Annotated in this window: 23 protein-coding genes and 1 pseudogene; 13 read left to right on the forward strand and 11 right to left on the reverse strand. The window is 55.4% G+C overall.

The window, feature by feature from the left end; genetic code table 11:
• Positions 1 to 26: 26 nt before the first annotated feature.
• The 6 genes from Q5705_18510 to cpxP form a co-directional block, all read right to left on the reverse strand.
• Positions 27 to 1331: an SLC13 family permease gene (locus tag Q5705_18510; protein ID WLI76543.1), complete on the reverse strand. Its 1305-nt coding sequence runs from the start codon at positions 1329 to 1331 to the stop codon at positions 27 to 29.
• Between the two features lie 73 nt (positions 1332 to 1404).
• Entirely contained in the window at positions 1405 to 2163 is a 759-nt protein-coding gene (locus tag Q5705_18515; GenBank protein WLI76544.1) for a CDP-diacylglycerol diphosphatase, read from the reverse strand.
• A 112-nt stretch (positions 2164 to 2275) separates the two neighbouring features.
• A complete protein-coding gene (locus tag Q5705_18520; protein WLI76545.1) occupies positions 2276 to 3265 on the reverse strand; it encodes a sulfate ABC transporter substrate-binding protein in 990 nt (329 codons plus the stop codon).
• 151 nt (positions 3266 to 3416) lie between these two features.
• On the reverse strand, positions 3417 to 4379 hold the full coding sequence (gene pfkA, locus Q5705_18525; protein ID WLI76546.1) for a 6-phosphofructokinase: 963 nt from the start codon (positions 4377 to 4379) through the stop codon (positions 3417 to 3419).
• A 200-nt stretch (positions 4380 to 4579) separates the two neighbouring features.
• A complete protein-coding gene (gene fieF, locus Q5705_18530; protein ID WLI76547.1) occupies positions 4580 to 5464 on the reverse strand; it encodes a CDF family cation-efflux transporter FieF in 885 nt (294 codons plus the stop codon).
• A 150-nt stretch (positions 5465 to 5614) separates the two neighbouring features.
• On the reverse strand, positions 5615 to 6109 hold the full coding sequence (gene cpxP / locus Q5705_18535) for a cell-envelope stress modulator CpxP (GenBank protein ID WLI79061.1): 495 nt from the start codon (positions 6107 to 6109) through the stop codon (positions 5615 to 5617).
• A gap of 156 nt (positions 6110 to 6265) precedes the next feature.
• Between cpxP and cpxR the strand changes: the two genes are divergently transcribed.
• Positions 6266 to 6964, forward strand: a complete 699-nt coding sequence (gene cpxR / locus Q5705_18540; GenBank protein WLI76548.1) for an envelope stress response regulator transcription factor CpxR — start codon at positions 6266 to 6268, stop codon at positions 6962 to 6964.
• Positions 6961 to 8334, forward strand: coding sequence for an envelope stress sensor histidine kinase CpxA (gene cpxA, locus Q5705_18545; GenBank protein WLI76549.1), 1374 nt, complete (start codon positions 6961 to 6963; stop codon positions 8332 to 8334). Before cpxR ends, cpxA begins: the two co-directional genes overlap by 4 nt.
• Here cpxA and yiiM read toward each other — a convergent pair.
• Positions 8299 to 9040: pseudogene (gene yiiM, locus Q5705_18550) on the reverse strand (6-hydroxyaminopurine reductase). The gene cpxA and the pseudogene yiiM overlap by 36 nt on opposite strands.
• Before the next feature lie 160 nt (positions 9041 to 9200).
• Between yiiM and Q5705_18555 the strand changes: the two are divergent.
• On the forward strand, positions 9201 to 10094 hold the full coding sequence (locus Q5705_18555; GenBank protein ID WLI76550.1) for a dihydrodipicolinate synthase family protein: 894 nt from the start codon (positions 9201 to 9203) through the stop codon (positions 10092 to 10094).
• A gap of 38 nt (positions 10095 to 10132) precedes the next feature.
• On the opposite strand, the gene kdgT is transcribed toward Q5705_18555, so the two are convergent.
• Positions 10133 to 11116: a 2-keto-3-deoxygluconate transporter gene (kdgT, locus tag Q5705_18560; GenBank protein ID WLI76551.1), complete on the reverse strand. Its 984-nt coding sequence runs from the start codon at positions 11114 to 11116 to the stop codon at positions 10133 to 10135.
• A 235-nt stretch (positions 11117 to 11351) separates the two neighbouring features.
• A complete protein-coding gene (gene sodA, locus Q5705_18565) occupies positions 11352 to 11972 on the reverse strand; it encodes a superoxide dismutase [Mn] (protein WLI76552.1) in 621 nt (206 codons plus the stop codon).
• A gap of 289 nt (positions 11973 to 12261) precedes the next feature.
• On the opposite strand from sodA, the gene rhaT reads away from it, so the two are divergent.
• Positions 12262 to 13296 (forward strand): L-rhamnose/proton symporter RhaT, encoded by a 1035-nt coding sequence (gene rhaT / locus Q5705_18570; GenBank protein ID WLI76553.1) that lies wholly within the window; start codon positions 12262 to 12264, stop codon positions 13294 to 13296.
• On the opposite strand, the gene rhaR is transcribed toward rhaT, so the two are convergent.
• Positions 13297 to 14145, reverse strand: coding sequence for an HTH-type transcriptional activator RhaR (gene rhaR / locus Q5705_18575; protein ID WLI76554.1), 849 nt, complete (start codon positions 14143 to 14145; stop codon positions 13297 to 13299).
• A gap of 72 nt (positions 14146 to 14217) precedes the next feature.
• Positions 14218 to 15054: an HTH-type transcriptional activator RhaS gene (gene rhaS, locus Q5705_18580; GenBank protein WLI76555.1), complete on the reverse strand. Its 837-nt coding sequence runs from the start codon at positions 15052 to 15054 to the stop codon at positions 14218 to 14220.
• Between the two features lie 301 nt (positions 15055 to 15355).
• On the opposite strand from rhaS (Q5705_18580), the gene rhaB reads away from it, so the two are divergent.
• The 9 genes from rhaB (at position 15356) to rhaM (ending at position 25220) form a co-directional block, all read left to right on the forward strand.
• Positions 15356 to 16825: a rhamnulokinase gene (gene rhaB, locus Q5705_18585; protein WLI76556.1), complete on the forward strand. Its 1470-nt coding sequence runs from the start codon at positions 15356 to 15358 to the stop codon at positions 16823 to 16825.
• Positions 16822 to 18081 (forward strand): L-rhamnose isomerase, encoded by a 1260-nt coding sequence (locus tag Q5705_18590; protein WLI76557.1) that lies wholly within the window; start codon positions 16822 to 16824, stop codon positions 18079 to 18081. The genes rhaB and Q5705_18590 overlap by 4 nt, the downstream gene beginning before the upstream one ends.
• A 120-nt stretch (positions 18082 to 18201) precedes the next feature.
• Positions 18202 to 19032: a rhamnulose-1-phosphate aldolase gene (rhaD, locus tag Q5705_18595; GenBank protein WLI76558.1), complete on the forward strand. Its 831-nt coding sequence runs from the start codon at positions 18202 to 18204 to the stop codon at positions 19030 to 19032.
• An 80-nt stretch (positions 19033 to 19112) separates the two neighbouring features.
• The gene (rhaS, locus tag Q5705_18600; protein WLI76559.1) at positions 19113 to 20099 is read left to right on the forward strand and encodes a rhamnose ABC transporter substrate-binding protein; all 987 of its coding nucleotides are present in this window, start codon (positions 19113 to 19115) and stop codon (positions 20097 to 20099) included.
• Positions 20100 to 20148: 49 nt separating this feature from the next.
• Positions 20149 to 21660: a sugar ABC transporter ATP-binding protein gene (locus Q5705_18605; protein ID WLI76560.1), complete on the forward strand. Its 1512-nt coding sequence runs from the start codon at positions 20149 to 20151 to the stop codon at positions 21658 to 21660.
• Complete coding sequence (locus Q5705_18610) at positions 21660 to 22664, forward strand: ABC transporter permease (protein ID WLI76561.1); 1005 nt, start codon at positions 21660 to 21662, stop codon at positions 22662 to 22664. Before Q5705_18605 ends, Q5705_18610 begins: the two co-directional genes overlap by 1 nt.
• Complete coding sequence (locus tag Q5705_18615) at positions 22661 to 23665, forward strand: ABC transporter permease (GenBank protein WLI76562.1); 1005 nt, start codon at positions 22661 to 22663, stop codon at positions 23663 to 23665. The genes Q5705_18610 and Q5705_18615 overlap by 4 nt, the downstream gene beginning before the upstream one ends.
• A gap of 95 nt (positions 23666 to 23760) precedes the next feature.
• Positions 23761 to 24909 carry a lactaldehyde reductase gene (gene fucO, locus Q5705_18620; protein ID WLI76563.1) on the forward strand — a complete coding sequence of 383 codons (1149 nt, stop codon included), beginning with the start codon at positions 23761 to 23763 and terminating at the stop codon, positions 24907 to 24909.
• A complete protein-coding gene (gene rhaM / locus Q5705_18625; GenBank protein WLI76564.1) occupies positions 24906 to 25220 on the forward strand; it encodes an L-rhamnose mutarotase in 315 nt (104 codons plus the stop codon). Before fucO ends, rhaM begins: the two co-directional genes overlap by 4 nt.
• The last annotated feature ends 8 nt before the right edge of the window (positions 25221 to 25228 follow it).

The raw sequence follows: 25228 nt of genomic DNA on the forward strand, positions 1-25228 counted from the left end.
CTCTCCCTGCCGGGAGAGGGTATTTTCTACAATTTCCCCAACACGCTAAACCACGCGTAATCCAGCGGTAATAACACCAGATACGTCACCACCGCCAGTGCCAGACAGAGCAACATGCCTGCGCGTGCCGGCACCTTTCCAAGCGCCATCGCCACCACAATTGGCGACGCCTGATACGGCAACAGCGGCGTGGAATATCCCAACACCTGAATCATGATCACTGACAACAGCGGGAAACCGGTCGCGTCGGAAAAACTCTGCGCCAGCGTGGTAAACAGCGCCGGAACCCCGTTAGCGGTCATTATAAAATTGAGGGCGGTGGTGATACCGGTCAGCGCAAGGAAACTGGTGAACGGGCGAGCGGGATCGAGCGGCATGACCTGCATTAGCGCTTCGCCAACCGCGCTGCCGATGCCGGTTTGCGTCACGGTGATCGCCAGACCCAGAATCCCCGCAACATAAATACAGGTGCGGATATTCACTCCGCTGGAAAATTCGTCGCCATTGATAAACCCCACGCGCGGCAGCAGCGTCACACACGCCGCCGCAAGGCCAGTCCATGCCGGGCCGATACCGTGCCAGCTCTCCGTCACCCACAACGTCAGCACTACCGCCAGCAGCCAGGCGAGCCGCTTTTCGTCCCGGCTCATCGGTTCTGACGGCGCGTGTTCACGCGGCGCGTGCGGCTTGCCGGGAAAGAGCCAGCAGATCAGGCCAATCAGGATAATGCCTTTCAAAATACCCAGCACCGGCGTATGCAGCAGCAAGTACGGCACATAGTTGAGATGGATGCCATACGAGCCTTCCGCCGCGCCGCTCATTACCAGGTTTGGTACGTTGGCGGGCAAAATGGTGGCTGAAAGCTGAAAAGTGCCGAACCCGACCGCCAGCGCCAGTCCGTACCAGGATCGCGTCCCTTCGGTGATCCCGGCCCGCGCCGCCATCGCCGCAACAATAGGCATTAACAGCGCAATTCGCCCCATATTCGATGGCATAACAAATGCCAGGGCATAACTCAGCAGCACGACGCTTCCCACCATTTGCAGCCATGAGTCCGTCATTTTCGCCGACAGCGCCCTCGCCGCCCGATCCGCCAGCCCGGTTTTGCGAATGGCCACGCCGAGCACAAAACCACTGAATACCAGCCAGAACGCAGAAGACGCAAAACCACCGAAAATCACCTCCGGCGGTGCGATTTTCGCCACCATCGCTGCCGTAAAGAACAGCAATGCGGTGATGAACTCCGGCAGCAACGACGTCGCCCACAAAACAATGGTGATACCGACAATAAGCGAGGGAAGGAACAGAGAGTGTGAAAGCCAGAGCGACATGCCTGTCTCCTGTAGATTTTTCCAGCAAGTCTACGGCGACAGGCACATTGAGTAAACGCGAATTATGGGAGTGCTATTTGAGGATCTCGCACTGATGATCCTGTATCTCCCCGGACGATGCGCGGTTCAACGCCAGCAGGTTACGCTCCGTTGCCAGCAACACAAAAGAGCCGTCCGACTGCTGCGCCATCGCCAGAGCAAAGCGCCCCATATGCTCTTTTGCTTCCGGCACTTCTTCCGCCAGCATCAAAAACGGGCTGCGTTGTGCCAGCTCCGCTTCGGTTACCCGTCGCGCTAAATATTGATGACCGAGCAGACCGCCAGGAAATTCCAGCCACTGGCTGCTAATGCGGGCGGCGTTGTCATCAAGTTTTTCGCGCACATCCGGGCGCAGGCAGGAGATGTGAATATGGAAATGATTCTGCGAACGCCCCAGACGGGAGTTGATCGCCAGCGAGACGGCGTTATCCGGCACCGGGCTGCCACGCAGTTTGCTCATCACATCGCGGGATTGCCATGATTGCCAGAAAAAATTAGGCGTGGAGGGCTTAAGCAGTAACGGGCTTTCAGTGCCGTTAATGCGATAGGTAGGCATCAATAAAAACTGCAACGGGCCGTTGCGGTCTTTCATCAGCACGTAGCCGCTTTCAAGATTGACCTGTTCACAGGGCGCGGGATCGTTGTGCTCACGCGCATTGGGCAGGCATTGTTCGGTGACGATTTGGCGCAGCGCATCCGGGTTGCCGCTGAACGTTATCCATATCCATGCGCCTGCTGCCACCAGTAAAACCAATACCAACAGAGCAATGACGATACGTCGAACTGTTTTCATATTTCCGCTTCCTTTGCTGAAAGAAACGGCATCATAGCGCAAAAATTAAGCAAAGTAGGAATCGTTTTGTTGGAAGCCCGGTAAACATAGCGCCACCGGGCATTTAACAATTTTAACGTTTACTGATCTGATCGAACGTGCCGCCGTTCGAGAAGTGCTCTTTCTGTGCTTTGGTCCAGCCGCCGAATTCTTCGTCAATAGTGAAGAGTTTCAGTTTCGGGAACGCGTCAGCATACTTCGCCGCCACTTTTGCATCGCGCGGGCGATAGAAGTTCTTCGCTGCGATTTCCTGGCCTTCCGGCGAGTAGAGATACTTCAGGTAAGTTTCCGCGACTTTCTGCGTCCCTTTTTTCTCGGCCACTTTGTCGACAACCGAAACGGTTGGCTCGGCGAGAATCGATTCGCTCGGGGTCACGATTTCAAATTTGTCTTTGCCCAGTTCGTTTGTCGCCAGCAGCGCTTCGTTTTCCCACGCAATCAGCACATCGCCGATCCCGCGTTCAACAAAGGTGTTGGTTGCGCCACGCGCGCCGGAATCCAGCACTTCCACGTTTTTAAATAGCGCTTTTACGAACTCCTGCGCTTTGGCCTGATCGCCGCCGTTATGGTGCAGGGCGTAGCCCCAGGCCGCCAGGTAGTTCCAGCGTGCGCCGCCAGAGCTTTTCGGGTTTGGCGTGATGACAGAAACGCCCGGTTTAACCAGATCGTTCCAGTCATGAATCTGTTTCGGGTTGCCTTTACGCACCAGGAAAACGATGGTCGAGGTGTACGGCGCGGAGTTATCCGGCAGGCGTTTGATCCAGTTTTTATCGATACGACCGCGCTCAGCAATCGCGTCAACATCGTAAGCCAGCGCCAGCGTTACCACATCTGCATCAATGCCGTTGATAACCGATGTTGCCTGTTTACCGGAGCCGCCATGAGACTGGCGGACGACTACATTGTCGCCGGTTTCCTGTTTCCAGTGCGCGCTAAACGCTTTGTTGTACTGCTCGTACAGCTCACGCGTCGGATCGTACGACACATTTAATAACTGGATGTCCTTAGCCAGTACGCTGGTGGAAGCCAGCAGTAAAGTTAATCCCACGCCCCATTTATTCATCGCCCACTCTCTCTGGTCGTCTATTTTGATGATTCCAGCCTGCCAGAAAGGCATCCAATGATTAAAGAATAAAAAAAGATTGGCTATAACGTTGGGGAATATATGGTGATAAAAAAACGCCCTCACTAGCAGAGGGCGCTTTGAGGATGAATTAGTAGAGCTTTTTCGCGCAGTCCAACCAGTCGCCTTTGAACGGACGCTTCATGTTTTCAATCGCGTCGATGATGTCGTGGTGCACCATTTTTTCGTTCTGGATACCGACGCAGCGACCACCAAAGCCTTGCAGCAACAGGTCGATAGCGTAGGAACCCATGCGGGAAGCAAGTATACGGTCGTAAGGCACCGGAGAACCGCCGCGCTGGATGTGGCCGAGCACGGTAGCGCGAGTTTCACGCTGCGTTTCGCTTTCGATGTATTTCGCCAGCTCATCGATATCGCAGATATGCTCAGTAATTGCCACGATTGCGTGTTTCTTACCCTTGGCAATACCGGCTTTGATCTCTGCTACCAGGTCTTCGCGGTTGAACTCCACTTCCGGCAGGACGATAAATTCACAACCACCCGCAATCGCCGCCGCCAGCGTCAGGTCGCCGCAGTAACGGCCCATCACTTCCACAATGGAAATACGCTGGTGAGAAGAAGAGGTGTCACGCAGGCGGTCAATTGCTTCAACCACGGTTTGCAGCGCGGTGAAGTAACCGATGGTGTAGTCAGTGCCGGCAACGTCATTGTCGATGGTGCCAGGCAGACCGATACACGGGAAGCCCATTTCGGTCAGGCGCTTCGCACCCATATAGGAACCGTCGCCGCCGATAACAACCAGCGCGTCGATGCCGCGTTTTTTCATGTTTTCGATAGCCACTGCGCGGATATGCTCTTCACGGAATTCCGGGAAGCGGGCAGAGCCGAGAAAGGTACCGCCACGGTTGATCATGTCGGAAACGCTGTAGCGGTCGAGTTGGATCATACGGTCTTCGTATAAGCCGAGGTAACCATCATAGATACCTGCAACTTCCAGACCTTCTGTTAATGCGGCACGGACAACGCCGCGGATCGCGGCGTTCATGCCTGGCGCATCACCGCCACTTGTCAACACACCGATTTTTTTAATCATGACTACCTCTGAACTTAGGAATGCAAAATAAAATTCTGTGGCCCGAAGCAACTCCCCATCGGGAGCGAACAACAATGCTGCAAATAGTATATCAATCCACACTTGCTGAATTGATTCAGGTCAGACCAAATGGCGGTAATTTATACACAAATGGTTGGTCTGGCTCACGCTTTAAATGAATTACGAAAGCCTCTATGGGCTTATCGTCCTTGAGGTACGACAGAACAGGGATCCTGGTGAATTATCACGTCGGAGCCTGGAAAACGTTGCAGGATCGCCTGCTCAACTTGTTCGGCCACAAGATGCGCCTGAACTAACGGCAGGTGATCGTCCATTTCTAAATGTATTTGAATAAAGCGAGTCGGCCCTGACTGCCGCGTACGAAGATCGTGAGCGCCGCTGACGCCCGGCCAGGAGGTGACAATATCGACAATCTCCTGACGTTCTTCATCGGGTAAGGCGCGGTCTAAAAGTGCTTGAACCGCGTCGTATCCCATGCGTAACGCGCTATACAAAATATAGCCGCCGATACCCAGCGCAAACAGCGCATCCGCCCGGTGCCAGCCATACCACGACAGCCCAAGCGCGATGAGAATTGCGCCGTTCATCATAACATCAGACTGATAATGAAGCATATCCGCGCGCACGGCCTGGCTGTGGGTTTTCCGCACAACCCAGCGCTGAAAAGTGACCAGTATCACAGTACTGAACAGCGCAATTAACGTCACCGTGATACCAATGCCCGCCGACTGGAGAGGCTCGGGCTTCGCCAGATGCTGAATGCCCGTTAAAAACAGGAACAGCGCAGAACCGGAAATAAACATGCTTTGCGCCAGCGCCGCCAGCGATTCGGCTTTGCCGTGACCAAACGTATGTTCTTCATCGGCAGGTTGCAGCGAATAACGCACAACCAACAGGTTGGTGAGCGATGCGGCGATATCCACCAGTGAATCAACCAGCGCCGCGAGGATACTGACCGAACCGGTATACCACCACGCGAAGATTTTAATTAACAGCAGTGACGACGCCATGACGGTCGCCGCAATCGCCGCCCGGGTTACCAGCCGACCATAGGATTCTTTCATACACGCTCCTGCTTTTTCCTGCGGGGAATTATAACGGATAGAAAAATCAGCAATGGGGAAATTAAGCTGTGGAATTGCGGGCAAAAAAAACCCCCACATCATGTGGGGGAAGACAGGGATGGTGTCTATGGCAAGGAAAAACAGGGTTTGTTACCTGGTACTGCTACTACTCAAAACGGTCAACGGAGAACTTTGTTGCATCTGCGCGACGTTGCGCAGTTTAGTCATCCGTTGCTGATGTTTCTGGTTCAAAACCGCTTGCTGCTCCGGCGTCAGTAGGTTGTACATTTGGTTGCGGACTTTCGCCATTTCAACCTGACGCGCTACTTGTTCCTGCGCCATTTTTTCTGCCTGAGCGCGTACAGCGGTTTCATCAAATTTTTCTGCGGTGACAAGGCGATGCATTGTCTCCATTTCGCTAACATTAACAGGTGGCTGATCGTGCCGCGCCTGTGTCATCAGATCCCGCATCTGCTGGCGCTGATGTTCGGTTAGATTAATCCCATCGAACATATGGCTCTGAACGCTGCGCTGTGCGAATCCCTCAATGGGGTGCCAGTTATCACCTGTTACGACTTCAGCAGCCTGGCTAACAGTGCTTAACGCCAGTGTTGAGGCCATGACGGCAGCGGTAGCGATGCGCATCATTTACTCCAGTAACCTATTTGTTTTGTCTCACGAGTGAACGAAAATCAGTCTACGATTCAGGCTGCAAACAAGCGTCAGGGGGTGTAAAACAACGTAAAGTCATGGATTAGCGACTCTTGATGACGTAATTTCTGCCTCGGAGGTATTTAAACAATGAATAAAATCCTTTTAGTAGATGATGACCGAGAGCTGACTTCCTTGCTAAAAGAGCTACTCGACATGGAAGGTTTTAATGTGCTCGTTGCCCACGATGGGGAGCAGGCGCTCGACCTCCTCGACGACAGCATCGACCTGCTTTTGCTCGACGTTATGATGCCGAAGAAAAACGGTATCGACACCCTTAAAGAGCTACGCCAGACGCACCAAACACCGGTAATTATGTTGACCGCCCGCGGAAGCGAGCTGGATCGCGTTCTCGGCCTTGAGCTGGGCGCGGATGACTACTTGCCGAAACCGTTTAACGATCGTGAACTCGTCGCACGCATCCGTGCGATCCTGCGCCGCTCGCACTGGAGTGAGCAGCAGCAAAACAGCGACAACGGCTCGCCAACGCTGGAAGTGGATGCCTTAAGCCTCAATCCGGGCCGCCAGGAAGCCAGCTTTGATGGCCAGTCGCTGGAATTAACCGGCACCGAATTTACCCTGCTCTACCTGCTGGCTCAGCACTTAGGCCAGGTAGTATCGCGCGAACACTTAAGCCAGGAAGTGCTGGGTAAACGCCTGACGCCGTTCGATCGCGCCATCGACATGCACATCTCGAACCTGCGCCGCAAATTGCCGGATCGCAAAGATGGGCATCCGTGGTTTAAAACCCTGCGTGGTCGCGGTTATCTGATGGTATCCGCTTCATGATAGGAAGTTTGACCGCCCGCATCTTTGCTATTTTCTGGTTAACGCTGGCACTGGTACTGATGCTGGTTTTGATGGTGCCGAAACTGGATTCCCGTCAAATGACGGAGTTGCTGGACAGTGAGCAGCGTCAGGGCGTGATGATTGAACAGCATGTCGAAGCGGAACTGGCTAACGACCCGCCGAATGACCTGATGTGGTGGCGCAGGCTCTTTCGCGCTATCGACAAATGGGCTCCGCCGGGTCAACGCCTGCTGCTGGTCACCAGCGAAGGGCGCGTGATCGGCGCCGAGCGCAACGAGATGCAGATCATTCGTAACTTCATCGGTCAGGCGGATAACTCCGACCATCCGCAGAAGAAAAAATATGGCCGCGTCGAAATGGTTGGCCCCTTTTCTATTCGTGACGGGGAAGATAACTATCAGCTTTACCTGATTCGTCCCGCCAGCAGTTCGCAATCTGACTTTATCAACCTGCTGTTTGACCGCCCGCTATTGCTGCTGATTGTCACCATGCTGATTAGCTCACCGTTGCTGTTATGGCTGGCGTGGAGCCTGGCGAAACCGGCGCGTAAGTTAAAAAACGCGGCGGATGAAGTGGCGCAGGGCAACTTACGACAACATCCGGAACTGGAAGCCGGGCCGCAGGAATTTCTTGCCGCCGGGGCCAGTTTTAACCAGATGGTGAGCGCACTGGAACGTATGATGACCGCCCAACAACGTCTGCTTTCTGATATCTCACACGAGCTGCGCACACCGCTGACGCGCTTACAACTGGGCACCGCCCTGTTGCGTCGTCGCAGCGGGGAAAGCAAAGAGTTAGAGCGCATCGAAACCGAGGCGCAGCGCCTCGACAGCATGATCAACGATCTGCTGGTGATGTCGCGCAATCAGCAGAAAAACGCGCTGGTCAGCGAAACGGTGAAAGCCAATCAGATGTGGAACGAAGTGCTGGATAACGCCGCGTTTGAAGCCGAACAGATGGGCAAATCTCTGACGGTGAATTTCCCGCCTGGACCGTGGCCGATGTACGGCAACCCGAACGCGCTGGAAAGCGCGCTGGAAAACATTGTTCGCAACGCGCTGCGCTACTCGCACAGCAAAATCGAAGTCAGTTTTGCGGTGGATAAAGACGGCATCACCATTAACGTGGACGATGACGGCCCCGGCGTCAGCCAGGAAGATCGGGAGCAGATTTTCCGCCCGTTCTACCGCACCGACGAAGCGCGCGATCGCGAATCCGGCGGCACCGGCCTCGGGCTGGCAATTGTCGAAACCGCTATTCAGCAGCATCGCGGCTGGGTGAAGGCAGACGACAGCCCACTCGGCGGTTTACGCTTAACGATGTGGCTGCCGCTGTATAAACGCTCCTGATAATGCGCCCTCTCCCAACGGAGGGGGCGTTTTATCAGCCCAATAACCGCCGCGAATTATCTTCAATCTTGCCGCTGATGCGCCGTTTTTGCATGGTGCGCGTCCAGCTTGCCGATAACCCCGCCGCCGACAGCAAACGGTGATACTGCTCATCATCAAAAGGCTGGAACCAGGCAATCGCCGCCGCCTCATACACGCTGACATCGCTGACCCGTGAGACCAATTCCAGCGGTGCTTCTGCCGATACTTTTCCCGCCGCAATCACCCGATAAAGCCAACCAATACGGCCGCTGGACTGCATCTGCGAAGCCATATCGTTAATACCGAAATGGTAATTGAGCTTGAAGCAGGGCGAACGCGGCTGGGTGACCTGAATCAGCGTTTCGCCCCAGCGAAAGATATCGCCGATAAACACATTTTCTTCTGTCAGCCCGCTGGTAGAGAGGTTCTCACCAAACGCCGGCGCGCAAAACAGCGCAGCCTGTTCCGGGAAGGCTTGCGCCCAGTACGCGTAATGCTCGCGCGGATAGTGACACAACGCGCGATCCGCGCCGCCGTGGTAACTTTTTTCCGCCTGCTCATCTCCGGCAAGCCCTGATTCCGTCAGGGTTAATTCCCCTTCCACCTGCAATTTGCCGATGGCGCTGGGTCGGCTACCGTCATAATCCCTGACCTTTCCTGTAAAGACGTCTACCTGATGTCGCATTTTCCCTCCCGGACACGCGTTGTTCGTCGCGCTATTACAGCACACTTTTTTGCCGGGCAAACCTGCGAAAATGAGACATTCATGCGCGTGTACTTTCCTGAGCCGTGCTATCACTTACCTTAAGTTTTGAAACGCGATTTCATTAATCAAGGAGAGTGACGTGACCAATAAAACTCCATTTTCCGGCGTCTGGTGCCCTTCTATCACGCCGATGGACCGCGAAGGGAATATTGATCTGGCGGGCTTAAAACAACATATCTCCCGTCTGACGGCAGCGAAAATCGACGTGCTGTTACTGATGGGCAGTATCGGCGAGTTTGCTTCTTTATCCCTGCACGAGCGGCTTACGCTTATTCGCGACGCACGAAGTATGTCGTCCATCACCATGGTGGCGAACGTCTCGTCCACCTGCTTTAACGATATGGTGCAGATGGCAGATGAAGCCCGGCGCGTCGGCTATGAAGCCGTGATGGTACTGCCGCCTTATTACTACGGGCAAACCAGCGGGCAGTTGTTGAGTTACTTCCGGGCGATCGGTAAGGCGATAAGCGGCAAATGGTTCGCCTATAACTTTCCGGCGCGTACCGGCTGCGATCTGACGCCGGAGCTGGTCGCTACGCTTGCCGCCGAGTTTCCTGATTTTGCCGGTATCAAAGACACCGTGGATTGCCAGTCTCATACGCGCAATATGATTATGGCAACGGCGCGCGTACGGGATGATTTCGCCGTGCTGAGCGGCTATGACGAATATTACATTCCTAACCTGCTGGCAGGCGGCGCAGGGGTGATTTCCGGGCTGAACAACGTAATGCCGGAATTGTTTGTGCAAGCGCGGGACGCCTGGCGAGCGGGCGATTTGGTCATGCTACAAAACGCCCAGCAGGAGATTGGCAAGTTTATGGCAATTTACGCCATCGGCGATGATTTCGTGACCACCATCAAAACCGTGGTGTCACGCAAGTTTGGTTATTGCACACCAACCGCGCGTAACTTTGGCGGCACGCTAAATGAAGAGCAGTGCAAAATTGTTGATCGGGTGTTTGGGATTGCTTAAACGATTGCCCGGTAAGCGCAGCGCCACCGGGCAAAACGTTATTTCACCGTATTGCGTATCGCGATCTCTGCTTCAACACCTTTCACTTTCCGCGACCAGACTGAGGTTAAAATCGGCACCAGAATCGAGGTGACGATCACCGAAGTTGCCACCAGCGCGGTCGCGGCGGGAGCCATCGGTTTAAAGTCTGGCACCATTTCGGCAATCAGTACCGGCGTAGCCACCGCGGCACCCGCAGAACTCGACGCCGCCAGGCCTGCTGTGCCATCGCCGCCGCCAATCAATTTATCGGCAATGATCAGCGGAATACCGGTCACTATAATCACCGCCACACCCAACAGAACGCCGAGCAGCCCGGTCTGCGCAATCACGCTCAAATCAATGGTATTCCCGAGCGCAAAGGCAAAGAACGGGATCAGGGTTTGCACCGCTTTGCTGAAGAATTCGCGCAGCTCCGGGTCGAGATTGCCAAGAGCAAAGCCCACAAGGAACGGCAGCACCGCACCGACAAACACATGCGGTTCAAACGAGGCGATCCCCGCCGTACCAAGAATAATCATCGTCATCAGCGGGCCAGATTCCAGCGACATCAGCACAAACGCCCCGGCCTCCTCTTTGGTGCCGTATTGCTGCATGATGGACGCATATAGCCCGCCGTTGGTCATATCCATCGATGCTACCAGCGCCAGCGTCGACAAGCCGGCAAAGAAACCCACTTCCACACCGTGTTCCGGAATAACCCGCGACGCAATAGCCGCCACCACCCACGCCACCGCAATTTTTGTCACCACCAGCGTGCCGGATTTACGCAGCACCGTGCCGGTCGCGCTCAACTTAATGGATGCGCCCATGCAGAAAAACCACACTGCCAGAATCGGCACCGTACCGGTGATCATCCCGTTGGTAAACGAACCGAAGTATTTTCCCGCACCGGGCGCAAAGGTGTGGCATAACGCACCGATAAACAAGGGAACCAGCATCATCCCGCCTGGGATCTTTTCAATTGCACGCTTGATTTGCATATCTTCACCTGTCAAAAACGTCCGATTTTTGTACGCTGACACTCCGGTGTTGCGGGAAAACAGCAGCGCGGATGAAGAGATGGTAGAGGCAGAGCAGGCGAAGAAAAGTGATCAAACAACCATAACGAAACAATATTTCATTATTTTAGGATCGCCGTTCCCGATAGTTTCAGGCGCATAAAAAACCCCCGACGTCGGGGGCTTGACTCACGTAACAGTGAGGAATGAAACAGGCTTATTTTTTCGCCGCGAAACGCGCAGCAGCTTCGTCCCAGTTCACCACGTTCCAGAACTCTTTGATGTAGTCCGGGCGGCGGTTCTGGAATTTCAGGTAGTAAGCGTGTTCCCACACATCCAGGCCGAGGATTGGGAAACCAGACGCGCCAGAAATCGCTTCGCCCATCAGCGGGGAGTCCTGGTTAGCGGTAGAAACAACCGCCAGTTTGTCGCCTTTCAGCACCAGCCACGCCCAGCCGGAACCAAAACGGGTTGCTGCCGCTTTTTCAAATTCTGCTTTGAAGTTATCAACAGAACCGAAATCGCGCTCGATTGCCGCTTTCAGATCGCCCTGCAATGTGGTGCCTTTTTTCAGGCCCTTCCAGAACAGGCTGTGGTTAGCGTGGCCGCCTGCGTTATTGCGCAGAACGGTTTTTTTGTCGGTTGGCAGCTGATCCAGTTTGGTGATCAGTTCTTCAACCGGCAGGCTGGCGAACTCCGGCAGGCTTTCCAGCGCGGCGTTGGCGTTGTTAACGTAGGTCTGGTGATGTTTAGTGTGATGGATTTCCATCGTTTGCTTATCGAAATGAGGCTCGAGGGCATCATACGCATAAGGCAGAGCAGGCAGTGTATAGCTCATTTTCATCTCCATTATTGTCTGGCGGCAGGGGTGTTAATGCCGCGTAAGCAGTCGGATCATTATAGTTAATTAAATGATATTGAAAATGTTTATCAATGCCGTAGTTTTTATATGGTTATAACTTTTGGTTATGTTCCTGAATTTGTGAAGCGGCTCACCTCCATAACGCCCTCATTGCCAGCCCCAGGCGCAACGCGGCAATCGCCTCAAGGTTAATCATCTGACCGATTTTTACACTCATCAGGTCGGCTGCTCGTATCCCGACGATAAAAACGATGAGGATTAAGCAATGAGTAACGCGATTACGATGGGTATTTTTTGGCATTTGATAGGCGCGGCCAGTGCAGCCTGTTTCTATGCCCCGTTTAAAAAAGTAAAAAATTGGTCCTGGGAAACCATGTGGTCAATCGGTGGCATCGTCTCCTGGTTGATTCTCCCCTGGACCATCAGTGCGCTGTTATTGCCTGATTTTTGGGCCTATTTCAGTTCGTTCAATGCCTCCACGCTGCTGCCGGTGTTTCTGTTTGGCGCAATGTGGGGCGTGGGTAACATCAACTATGGCCTGACCATGCGCTATTTAGGCATGTCGATGGGCATTGGTATCGCCATTGGCATCACGCTGATTGTCGGTACGTTGATGACGCCGATTCTCAACGGTAATTTCGATGTCCTGATCAACACCGAAGGCGGTCGTATGACGCTGCTGGGCGTGCTGGTCGCGCTGATTGGCGTTGGCATTGTTACCCGCGCGGGCCAGTTAAAAGAGCGCAAAATGGGCATCAAAGCCGAAGAGTTCAGCCTGAAAAAGGGGCTGGCGCTGGCGGTGATGTGCGGCGTTTTCTCTGCCGGAATGTCCTTTGCGATGAACGCCGCCAAACCGATGCATGAAGCGGCAGCCGCGCTGGGTATCGATCCGCTCTACACCGCGCTGCCAAGCTATGTGGTGATCATGGGCGGCGGTGCGCTGGTGAACCTCGGTTTCTGCTTTGTCCGTCTGGCAAAAGTGAAAAACCTGTCGGTAAAAGCCGACTTCTCGCTGGCAAAACCGCTCATCATCAGCAATATCCTGCTTTCCGCATTAGGCGGTTTAATGTGGTATCTGCAATTCTTCTTCTACGCCTGGGGTCACGCGCGAATTCCAGCGCAGTATGACTACATCAGCTGGATGCTGCATATGAGCTTCTACGTGCTGTGCGGCGGTATCGTTGGGCTGGTGCTGAAAGAGTGGAAGAACGCCGGGCGTCAGCCGGTGAGTGTGCTGAGCCTTGGCTGCGTGGTGATTATTGTCGCGGCCAATATTGTCGGCCTCGGCATGGCGAGCTAATCAGGCCGCAACCCGACTGCGATGACGCCACTGCCCTGGCGTCATCCCCACCTCACGGCTAAAGACCACCGAAAAGTAGTTACTGTCTTCAAACCCGCACTGCATGGCGATTTCGCCGATCATCTGCTCGGAATGCTGTAATAAATACTGCGCATGGCAAATGCGCAACTGGCGCAAATAGTGGTTGATGGTCATGCCGGTCTGCGTGCGAAACTGCTGACGCAGCGCCCGCTCGCTGCACTGCTCCTGCTCGCAAAAATGTTCCAGCACGAAGCTGCGATTGAGGCTACCAGAGAGCGCGGTAATCAGTTTATCCAACAGCGCTTCGCTGTGGGTCGCGGCAAGGTTATCGGTGGCGAAACGGTGGCGTTTTAAGGTCATCACCAGTTGAGCAAACAGGGTTTCTGCCATCAAATTCGTCAGCGGATCGCTTTTGGTACTCTCATGTTCCAGCTGCGAAATCACCTGCCGCGCCTGCGCCATGCCGGTGCTGCCAATGCGCCAGTGCGGGTTCCACGGCGCACCGTTCAGACCGGGGATCAGCGCCGCCCAATCCATATTCAGCGTCAGCTTTTCCGGGCAGTAGATGATATTCTGCAACACCAGGTCATTGACCGAGGCGTAAGAGTGGCAATCTTGCGCGCGGATATAAAACAGATCTCCGCGCGTGATGCGATAAGGGCGGTCATTAAGCACATGCAGGCCGTTGCCGCGCCACACCATCACCAGTTCATTAAACTCATGGGTATGTTCAGCAAAAACATTTTGCGGGTAGCGATCTGCCACCGCCACCGTTTGCCCGGCGCGGGAGAAGAAATCTGCCTGACGAAGAATTAGCTGGCCTGCCACAAAGTCACCTCTGCCATAACAACCTGACATTATTAGCGGAAGTCCGGCAAAAAATCGGTGATAGCCTTCTCGTTACTGAAGCAGCGTGTCGCGACCCTGGCGAATATCGCGCGGCGACCAGTCGAACTCACGGCGAAACAGCGTCGAAAAGTGGTTACTATCGCCAAACCCGCAGCGAAATGCGATTTCGGTTACGCTCTCATCGCTGTGGCGCAGCATATGGCGGGCTTTAATGAGCCGCAGGCGGTTCAGGTAGCGCTGCGGCGTCATGCCGGTGGATTGCTTAAGCTGGCGATGCAGGGTGCGCAATGAAAGGGTGAATTGCTCCGCCAGCGACTCCCAACACACCTCTTCCGCAAAGTGATCCTCCAGCCACAGCATCAGTTGATTAAGCCGCGCATCGCTGTTACCGGCCCCCTCTTGTTGGCTGCCTTTGCGCAGCAACACCAGCAACTGCATAAACAAAATCTCGCGGTTGGCAATGCCGTGCGTGTCCATTTCCCCTTCGCGCGCTTCCATCTGGCTAATAATGCTGCGTACCTGACCCAGCGTTTGCTGGCTCACCCGCCAGTGCGACGGATAATTGCCGTCCTGCTCCTGCGGCAACAGCTTGTTCAGGCCCGCCAGAAACTGGAATGCGTCCGGTGACCGGTACAACACATTTGTCAGACAGAGGTTATCCGTGTGCTCATACAGATGCCTGTCGTGATCGCGCACAAAACACACCGTCCCACCGCTGATGGTATAAGGCTGGCCGTTAAACACATGAATGCCCGTGCCGTGCTCGACAATCACAATTTCGTGAAAATCATGATGATGCTCAGGAAACGCGGCCTGCGGTAGCCGCGGCTCAATGGCAATGGGTGTTTTACCGGTCGGGAAAAAATCCACGCTATGCAGTACGGTCATGATCGCCCCAGCAGATGAGAAATGGTCTCAAAATAGTAATTAAGGGATCTCATCCTCACCTTGAATTTTCGACACCATTTCGCGCATAGCCTGCCGTTTTTTCAAGAAACGGGCGGAAAGATCGGGAAATGTGGCCAGGGTCACAATGGCTGAAAGCCCCGCCATTACTGGAAACTGTGAACTCTCTCACGTTCATCTTTGCTTTCTTGCCAGCGCTAAATGGCCACTGTCAGTAACAAGAAGGTACGCCTCCCGGCCCTTTTTTAGACTGTCCGCAATGACTCTATGAAGGACCCCCAACATGACTTTTCGCCATTGTGTCGCGGTTGATTTAGGTGCCTCCAGCGGACGGGTAATGCTGGCGCGCTATGACCGCCAGCACCGCGCGCTTACGCTTCGCGAAATTCACCGTTTTGTTAACTGCCTGCAAAAAGTGGACGGCTTTGATTGCTGGGATATCGACAGCCTCGAAGCCGAAATTCGTACAGGTCTTGAGAAAGTGTGCGAGCAAGGCATCCAGCCGGACAGCATCGGCATTGATACCTGGGGCGTTGATTACGTGCTGATTAACCGTGAAGGCCAGCGCGTCGGGCTGCCCATTGCTTACCGTGACGATCGCACCGACGGCGTCATGCATCGCGCCATGCAGCAACCGGGCAAAGCCGATATCTATCGCCGCAGCGGTATCCAGTTTCTCCCTTTCAACACCCTTTACCAGTTTCGTGCACTGGCGGAACAGCAGCCGGAACTGCTTGAGCAGGTCGAAAACGCCCTGCTGATCCCGGATTACTTCAGCTACCGCCTGACCGGCAATCTGAACTGGGAATACACCAACGCCACCACCACGCAACTGGTCAATATCAATACCGATAACTGGGATGCGACATTGCTCGCATGGGCCGGGGTGCCTGCCCGCTGGTTTGGTACGCCGACCCATCCGGGGAATGTGATTGGCAACTGGATCTGCCCGCAGGGCAACGCCATTCCGGTGGTGGCCGTCGCCAGCCACGATACCGCTAGCGCAGTTATCGCCTCGCCGCTGGCGGATAACGACGCTGCGTATCTCTCGTCCGGGACCTGGTCATTAATGGGTTTTGAGAGCAAAACCCCCTACACCAGCGACGACGCGCTCGCCGCCAATATCACCAATGAAGGGGGCGCGGAAGGCCGCTACCGTGTGCTGAAAAACATCATGGGGCTGTGGCTGTTGCAGCGAGTACTGAAAGAGCAAAACGTCACCGACCTGCCTGCGCTGATTGCGCGTACCGAACAAATTCCGACCTGCCGCTTCGTGATCAACCCGAACGACGATCGCTTTATCAACCCGGACGACATGAGCGCCGAAATTCAGGCCGCCTGCCGTGATGCCAACCAGCCTGCGCCGCAGAACGCCGCCGAACTGGCACGCTGCATTTTCGATAGCCTGGCGCTGCTGTATGCCGATGTGCTTAGCGAACTGGCAACCCTGCGCGGCAAACCCTTTACCCGCTTACATATTGTCGGCGGCGGTTGCCAGAACCAGTTGCTGAACCAGCTCTGCGCCGACGCCTGCGGTTTACCGGTGGTTGCCGGGCCGGTTGAAGCCTCGACGCTCGGCAATATCGGCGTGCAACTGATGACCCTTGATGAACTGACCCATGTCGATGATTTCCGCCAGGTGGTGGTGGCTAACCACAACCTGCTTACATTTACCCCTCATCCTGATAATGAAATCGCCCGCTATGTCGCGCGCTTTCAGCAAAAACGACAGACAAAGGAGCTTTGCGCATGACCACTCAACTTGAACAAGCCTGGGAAATTGCCAAACAGCGTTTCGCCGCTGTGGGGATTGATGTCGAGGAGGCGCTGCGCCAGCTCGACAGGCTGCCGGTCTCTATGCACTGCTGGCAGGGCGATGACGTTGCCGGTTTTGAAAACCCGGAAGGCAGCCTGACCGGCGGCATTCAGGCCACCGGAAACTATCCGGGTAAAGCGCGTAACGCAACCGAATTGCGTGCCGACCTTGAGCAGGCGCTGAGCCTGATCCCCGGCCCGAAACGCCTTAACCTGCACGCCATTTATCACGAAGCCGATGCGCCGGTTGCGCGTAACGAAATCAAACCGGAACATTTCAAAAACTGGGTGCAGTGGGCGAAAGCCAATAATCTGGGGCTGGATTTTAATCCCTCCTGCTTTTCCCACCCGCTGAGTGCCGAGGGTTTTACGCTCTCCCACGCTAATGATGAAATTCGCCAGTTCTGGATTGATCATGTGAAAGCCAGCCGCCGCGTTTCGGCGTATTTCGGTGAGCAACTGGGCACGCCGTCGGTGATGAACATCTGGATCCCGGACGGGATGAAAGATGTCACCGTTGACCGCCTGGCGCCGCGCCAGCGCCTGCTGAATGCGCTTGACGAGGTCATCAGCGAAAAACTGAACCCGGCGCACCATATCGACGCCGTAGAAAGTAAATTGTTCGGCATCGGCGCAGAGAGCTACACCGTGGGCTCCAACGAGTTCTATATGGGGTATGCCACCAGCCGCCAGACCGCGCTGTGCCTCGATGCCGGTCACTTCCATCCGACTGAAGTGATTTCCGACAAAATTTCCGCCGCCATGCTCTATGTGCCGCGCCTGCTGCTGCACGTCAGCCGCCCGGTGCGCTGGGACAGCGACCACGTTGTGCTGCTGGATGATGAAACCCAGGCCATCGCCAGTGAAATCATTCGCCACAAACTCTTTGACCGCGTGCATATCGGTCTCGACTTCTTCGACGCCTCTATCAACCGTATCGCCGCCTGGGTGATTGGCACGCGCAATATGAAAAAAGCCCTGCTGCGCGCCCTGCTGGAGCCGGTTGAGCAACTGCGCCAACTGGAAGCCGACGGCGATTACACCGCGCGTCTGGCACTGCTGGAAGAGCAGAAATCCCTGCCGTGGCAGGCGGTGTGGGAGATGTATTGCCAGCGTCACGATACGCCAGCCGGCAGCCAGTGGCTGGAGAGCGTGCGGGCGTATGAAAAAGACGTGTTAAGCCAACGCCAGTAAATGATGTGCCGGATGGCGGCTTGCGCCTTATCCGGCCTACGAAAACAGGACATACCGCTCAACGTAGGCCGGATAAGCGCAGCGCCATCCGGCAACAGAACCAACAGGAACATAGCAATTATGCAGACCATTATTAATGCCTGGTTCGTCCAGGGGATGATCAAAGCCACAACCGATGCCTGGCTGAAAGGCTGGGACGAACGCAACGGCGGCAACCTGACTCTGCGACTCGATGATGCGGACATTGCGCCGTTTGAGGCGGATTTCCACCAAACGCCGCGCTATATCCCCCTGAGCCAGCCGATGCCGCTGCTCGCCAACACGCCGTTTATCGTCACCGGTTCCGGCAAGTTCTTTCGCAACGTGCAGCTCGATCCGGCGGCGAACCTGGGCGTAGTAAAAGTGGACAGTGATGGAGCGGGTTACCACATTTTATGGGGGCTTACCCATGAGGCGGTGCCGACCTCTGAACTGCCGGCGCACTTCTTATCCCACTGTGAACGTATCAAAGCCACCGGCGGGAAAGATCGCGTGATCATGCACTGCCACGCCACCAACCTGATCGCCCTGACGTACGTGCTGGAAAATACCTCAGACCTTATCACCCGCAAGCTGTGGGAAGGCAGCACCGAGTGCCTGGTGGTGTTCCCGGATGGCGTCGGCATTCTGCCGTGGATGGTGCCAGGCACCGATGAAATCGGCCAGGCAACCGCCAGCGACATGCAAAAACATGCTCTGGTGCTGTGGCCGTTCCACGGTGTTTTCGGTAGCGGCCCGACGCTCGATGAAGCCTTTGGCCTGATTGACACCGCCGAAAAATCTGCCGAAGTGTTAGTCAAAATCTATTCGATGGGCGGTATGAAACAAACCATCACCCGCGAAGAATTAATCGCGCTGGGTAAACGCTTCGGCGTTACTCCGCTGCAATCGGCGTTAGATCTGTACCAATAAAAACATCGCGCCCCGCAAACATTGACGGGGCGAATCCTCACCTGCAAACCCTACAAACACTGACTCGTGGAGTAAAAGCAATGAAAACAAAAGCAAGCTTGATCCTCACCGTTGCCATTATGGCGTTGTCCGGTTCCGCTTTAGCTGAAGTAAAAATCGCCCTCGTGGCGAAATCTTTAGGTAATGGCTTTTTTGAAGCAGCAAACACCGGCGCGCAGGAGGCAGCCAAAGAGTTAGGTGACGTTAAAGTGATTTATACCGGCCCGACCACCACCACGGCAGAAGCGCAGATCGAAGTGCTCAACGGCTTGATCGCCCAGGGCGTGGATGCGATCGCTATTTCTGCCAACGATCCGGATGCGGTCGTGCCGGTGCTGAAAAAAGCGATGCAGCGCGGCATCAAAGTGGTGTCGTGGGATTCCGGCGTGGCAAAAGCCGGGCGGCAGATCCACCTGAACCCGTCCAACAACGCGCTGATTGGCGAAACCAACGTTAAGCTTGCCGCCGAGGCGCTGAAAACGTTGAAGGTTGAAAAAGGCGATGTCGCCATTCTCAGCGCCACGCCCACCTCCACTAACCAGAATATCTGGATTGCGGAGATGAAAAAGGTGCTGCCGAAGTACCCGTCCGTCAATCTGGTGACCGTCGCCTATGGCGATGATCTCTCGGATAAAAGTTACCGCGAAGCGGTCGGTTTGTTGAAATCGTACCCGGATCTGAAAGTGATCGTCTCGCCGTCGTCCGTCGGCATCGTTGCTGCGGCGCAGGCGGTAAAAGACCAGGGCAAAATTGGCAAAGTGTATGTCACCGGCCTGGGGTTGCCGTCTGAAATGGCAGGCGCAATCAAATCAGGTGCCAGCAAAAGTTTTGCTATCTGGAACCCGATCGATCTTGGTTATGCCGCAACGTATTTAGCGGATGATTTAGTGAAAGGCACGGCGACGAAAGAGGAAGCCAGTATGGGCCGGCTGGGTAAAGTCAAACTGGATGCCGACGGCAATGGCGCAATGGCTGAGCCGTTCGTCTACGACGCCAGCAATATTGATAAGTTCTCGAAGATGTTTTGATCCCCTTCCCTCTCCCTGAGGGGAGAGGGTTAAAAACTGGAGAATTATCATGACGGCATCCACGCCTCTGCTGTCGCTTAAGGGCATCACCAAAGTCTTTCCCGGTGTGCGCGCCCTTGAGAACGTACAGCTCGATCTCTGGCCCGGCAAAGTCACCGCCCTGATCGGTGAAAACGGTGCGGGGAAATCCACGCTGGTTAAAGTGATGACCGGCATTTACCAGCCCGAAGAGGGCGAAATCCTCTATAAAGCGATCCCCATTTCACTGCCGACGCCCGTATCGGCGCACAAAGTGGGGATCACCGCCATTCACCAGGAAACGGTGCTGTTCGATGAACTGTCGGTGACGGAGAACATTTTCGTCGGCCAGTATTTGTATAAAGGGCTGCTGAAAAAACTCGACTGGCCCGCCATGCACAAGCAGGCGCAAGAAATCCTCACCCGGCTGGAAGTGCAGATCGATCCGCGCGCGACGTTAAAAACACTCAGCATCGCCCAGCGCCATATGGTGGCGATTGCCCGCGCGTTGTCCTTTGAAGCGCAGGTGGTGATTCTGGACGAACCGACCGCCGCGCTCTCGCAGCATGAAATTCTGGAGTTCTACCAAATCGTCGAGCGCCTGAAACAGGAAGGCAAAGCGATCCTGTTTATCTCGCACAAGTTCGATGAAATTTTTGAGCTGGCGGATCACTACACCATTTTGCGCGACGGCGTGTATGTCGATTCCGGTGCAATCAAAGACATTACTGAAGAGCGGATGGTGGCGATGATGGTCGGGCGCGCCATTAATCAAAGCTGGCCGAAAACCGACTGCGAACCCGGCGAAACGGTGCTGGAGGTGAAAGATCTCTGCCATCCCACCGAGTTTGCCCATATCAACTTTACCCTGCGCAAAGGCGAGATCCTCGGCTTTTACGGCCTGGTGGGCGCAGGGCGCACCGAGCTAATGCAGGCGCTTTCTGGCGTAACGCGCCCCTCTTCTGGCGAAATCATCCTGAAAGGGAAAACGGTGCAGTTCCACCAGCCAGCGGATGCGATTAACGCCGGGATTGTCTGCGTACCGGAAGAGCGGCAAAAACAGGGCGCAATTATCGAACTGTCGATTGCCCAGAACATCAGCCTGCCGCAGTTGAGCAAACTGAACGGTAATGGCGTGCTGAACGATGCTAAAGAGTGGGCGCTGGCGGATGAGTACGCCCGACGTTTGCAGGTGAAGGCGTTTAGCTGGCGGCAGGCGGTCGAGACGCTTTCCGGCGGTAATCAGCAAAAAGTGGTGATCGGCAAATGGCTCGCCACCCACCCGGACGTGATCATTCTTGATGAGCCGACCAAAGGCATTGATATCGGCTCGAAAGCGGCGGTGCACCAGTTTATGGCAGAACTGGTTTCGCACGGGCTGGCGGTGATTATGGTCTCGTCCGAACTGCCGGAAGTGATGGGCATGGCCGACCGGGTGATCGTGATGCACGAAGGGCTGATGGTCGCGCAGTACCGGGCGGGAGAAGCCACGGCGGAAACCATTGTCAGCGCCGCCAGCGGCGCCGGTAAGGAGGCTGCGTAATGTGGCAACAACTGCTTAAACATCGCGAAGCGCTGCTCGGCGGCGTGATTGTGCTGCTGGTGCTGGCTATCGGCAGCCGCGTTCCGTCCTTTATCGGCCCCGCTAATCTGGTGGAGATGTTCAACGACACCGCCATTCTTATCATCCTTGCGCTCGGGCAGATGATGGTGCTGCTGACCAGGGGCATCGATCTGTCGATGGCGGCGAACCTGGCGCTGACCGGCATGATTGTCGCGCTGATTAACTTTCATCATCCCGATGTGCCGGTGTGGTCGTTGCTGCTGCTGGCAACGGTGCTCGGGTTGGTGATGGGCATGATCAACGGCCTGCTGGTGTGGAAGTTGGGCATTCCGGCGATTGTCGTGACGCTCGGCACCATGAGCATTTATCGCGGGATTATCTTTTTGCTCTCCGGCGGCGGCTGGGTGAACTCCAACCAAATGGGCGCAGATTTTCTGGTGCTGCCGCGCACATCCGTGTTGGGTTTGCCGGTACTGAGCTGGTGCGCCATTGCTGCTCTGCTACTGGTCGGTTATTTCCTGCGCTACAGCCGCACCGGGCGAGCGCTCTATACCGCAGGCGGCAACGCCACGGCGGCGTATTACACCGGCATCAACGCCGGGAAAATGCAGTTTGTCAGCTTCTGTCTTTCCGGCGCGCTGGCCGGGTTCTGCGGCTATTTATGGATTTCCCGCTTTGCCGTGGCGTATGTCGATGTCGCTAACGGTTTTGAGCTGCAAGTGGTGGCAGCGTGTGTGATCGGCGGTATCAGCACCATGGGGGGCACCGGGCGCGTGCTCGGCTGTTTGTTCGGCGCGCTGTTCCTCGGCGTTATCAACAACGCGCTGCCAGTGATCGGTATTTCTCCTTTCTGGCAGATGGCGATTTCCGGCACGGTGATTGTCATTGCGGTGCTGCTGAATGAGCGCGGTAACAAGCGCAAAGGGCGGCTTATCCTGCGCGATGCGGCGCTCGCCCGGCAAAAACAGGCGGTGAAACCATGAGCAAAATCCTGACGTCTGATTCTACAAAAACGCGGGCCGCGCCAACGCCGCTCTTTCGCCGTCTGCTGTGCTGGGAAGGGTTTTTACTGGCGGTGACGCTGGCAGTATTTGTGGTGAACGCTATTGCCTCGCCTTACTTTCTTAATATCTGGAACCTCTCGGATGCGACGTTCAACTTCACCGAGAAAGCGATCATCGTGTTGCCAATGGCAATGCTGATTATCGCCAGGGAGATTGATTTGTCGGTCGCCGCCACTATCGCGCTGAGTTCAACGGCGATGGGCTTTTGCGCCCAGGCCGGGGTCGATACGCCGCTGTTGGTGTGCGTCGGTCTGGGCGTCGGGCTGCTGTGCGGGCTGTTCAACGGCATTCTGGTGACCCGCTTTAACCTGTCGTCAATTGTGATAACCATCGGCACCATGAGTTTGTATCGCGGTATTACCTACATTCTGCTGGGCGATCAGGCGCTGAACACCTGGCCGGAGAGTTTCGCCTGGTTTGGTCAGGGTTATGTGTGGGGCGCGCTGTCGTTTGAGTTTGCCCTGTTCATCGTGCTGGCGCTGGTATTTGCCTTTGTGCTGCACAGAACCAACTTTGGCCGCCGGACGTATGCCATTGGCAATAACCCGACCGGCGCGTGGTATTCCGGCATCAATGTGAAGCGCCACAACCTGATCCTGTTTGCGCTGGTGGGATTAATGGCGGGTCTGGCCTCGGTGCTGCTGACGTCGCGTTTGGGCAGTACGCGCCCGACGATTGCGCTGGGTTGGGAACTGTCGGTGGTGACAATGGCGGTGCTCGGCGGCGTCAATATTCTTGGCGGCTCCGGCAGCATGGTGGGCGTGATTATCGCTGCCTTCCTGATGGGGCTGGTGACCTTTGGCCTGAGCCTGCTTAACGTGCCGGGCATTGTGATGTCGATTATCGTCGGCGCGATGCTGATTGTGGTGATTTCGCTGCCGATCATTACCCGCCGCGTGATACAGCGCAAACAAACGTAAGCCCGGTAAGCGCAGCGCCACCGGGCAAAAAAATTCATCCGGCGACATGGAGTATCGCCGCCGGAAAAAATCACAGCAAATTAAGGAGAGTTACGATGAGTTTTATGTTGGCACTACCCAAAATCAGCCTGCATGGCGCAGGCGCAATTGGCGATATGGTCAATCTGGTGGCAAATAAACAGTGGGGCAAAGCCCTGATTGTTACCGACGGGCAACTGGTGAAACTGGGCTTGCTGGATAGCCTGTTTACCGCGCTGAAAGCACACAATATGCCTTACCATCTGTTTGATGACGTCTTCCCGAACCCGACCGAAGCGCTGGTGCAAAAAGGTTATGCTGCGTACCAAAACGCGGCCTGCGATTACATTATCGCCTTTGGCGGCGGTAGCCCGATCGATACCGCCAAAGCAGTAAAAATCCTCACCGCTAACCCAGGCCCGTCCACGGCTTATTCCGGCGTCGGTAAAGTGAAAAATGCCGGTGTGCCGCTGGTGGCGATTAACACCACAGCGGGTACGGCGGCGGAAATGACCAGTAACGCGGTGATTATTGATTCCGCGCGTCAGGTCAAAGAGGTGATTATCGATCCCAATATCATCCCGGATATCGCGGTAGACGATGCCAGCGTGATGCTGGAGATCCCCGCCGCAGTCACCGCTGCAACCGGTATGGATGCCCTGACCCACGCGGTGGAAGCCTATGTTTCGGTGGGCGCGCATCCGTTAACCGATGCCAATGCGCTGGAAGCGATTCGCTTGATCAATCTGTGGCTGCCGAAAGCGGTAGACGATGGGCATAACCTTGAAGCGCGCGAGCAAATGGCGTTTGGTCAGTACCTGGCGGGCATGGCGTTTAACAGTGCCGGTCTTGGCCTGGTGCATGCGCTGGCGCATCAGCCGGGCGCAACCCACAACCTGCCGCACGGTGTATGCAACGCCATCCTGCTGCCGATCATCGAAAACTTTAATCGCCCGAGTGCGGTGACCCGCTTTGCCCGCGTCGCACAGGCGATGGGTGTCGACACCAAAGGCATGAGCGATGAAGCGGCAAGCAGGGAAGCGATCAACGCTATTCGTAAACTGAGTGCGCGCGTCGGTATTCCTTCCGGCTTTAGCAAACTGGGTGTGACCAAAGCGGATATCGAAGGCTGGCTGGATAAAGCGCTGGCCGATCCGTGCGCGCCGTGCAACCCGCGAACTGCCAGCCGGGATGAAGTCCGCGAGCTCTATCTGGAGGCATTATGATCCGCAAAGCCTTTGTGATGCAGGTTAATCCCGATGCGCACGAAGAGTATGAACGTCGCCATAACCCTATCTGGCCGGAGCTGGAAGCGGCACTGAAAGAGGGCGGCGCGCACCATTACGCCATTTACCTCGATAAAGAACGCAACCTGCTGTTCGCAACGGTCGAGATCGAATCCGAAGCACGCTGGAATGCGGTAGCCAATACCGACGTGTGCCAGCGCTGGTGGAAACATATGCGCGATGTAATGCCCGCTAACCCGGATAACAGCCCGGTGAGTGCGGAGCTACAGGAAGTGTTTTATCTGGCATAGCCGTTTGC

It is taken from the genome of Kosakonia sp. H02, from assembly GCA_030704225.1.
Lineage (GTDB): Bacteria > Pseudomonadota > Gammaproteobacteria > Enterobacterales > Enterobacteriaceae > Kosakonia.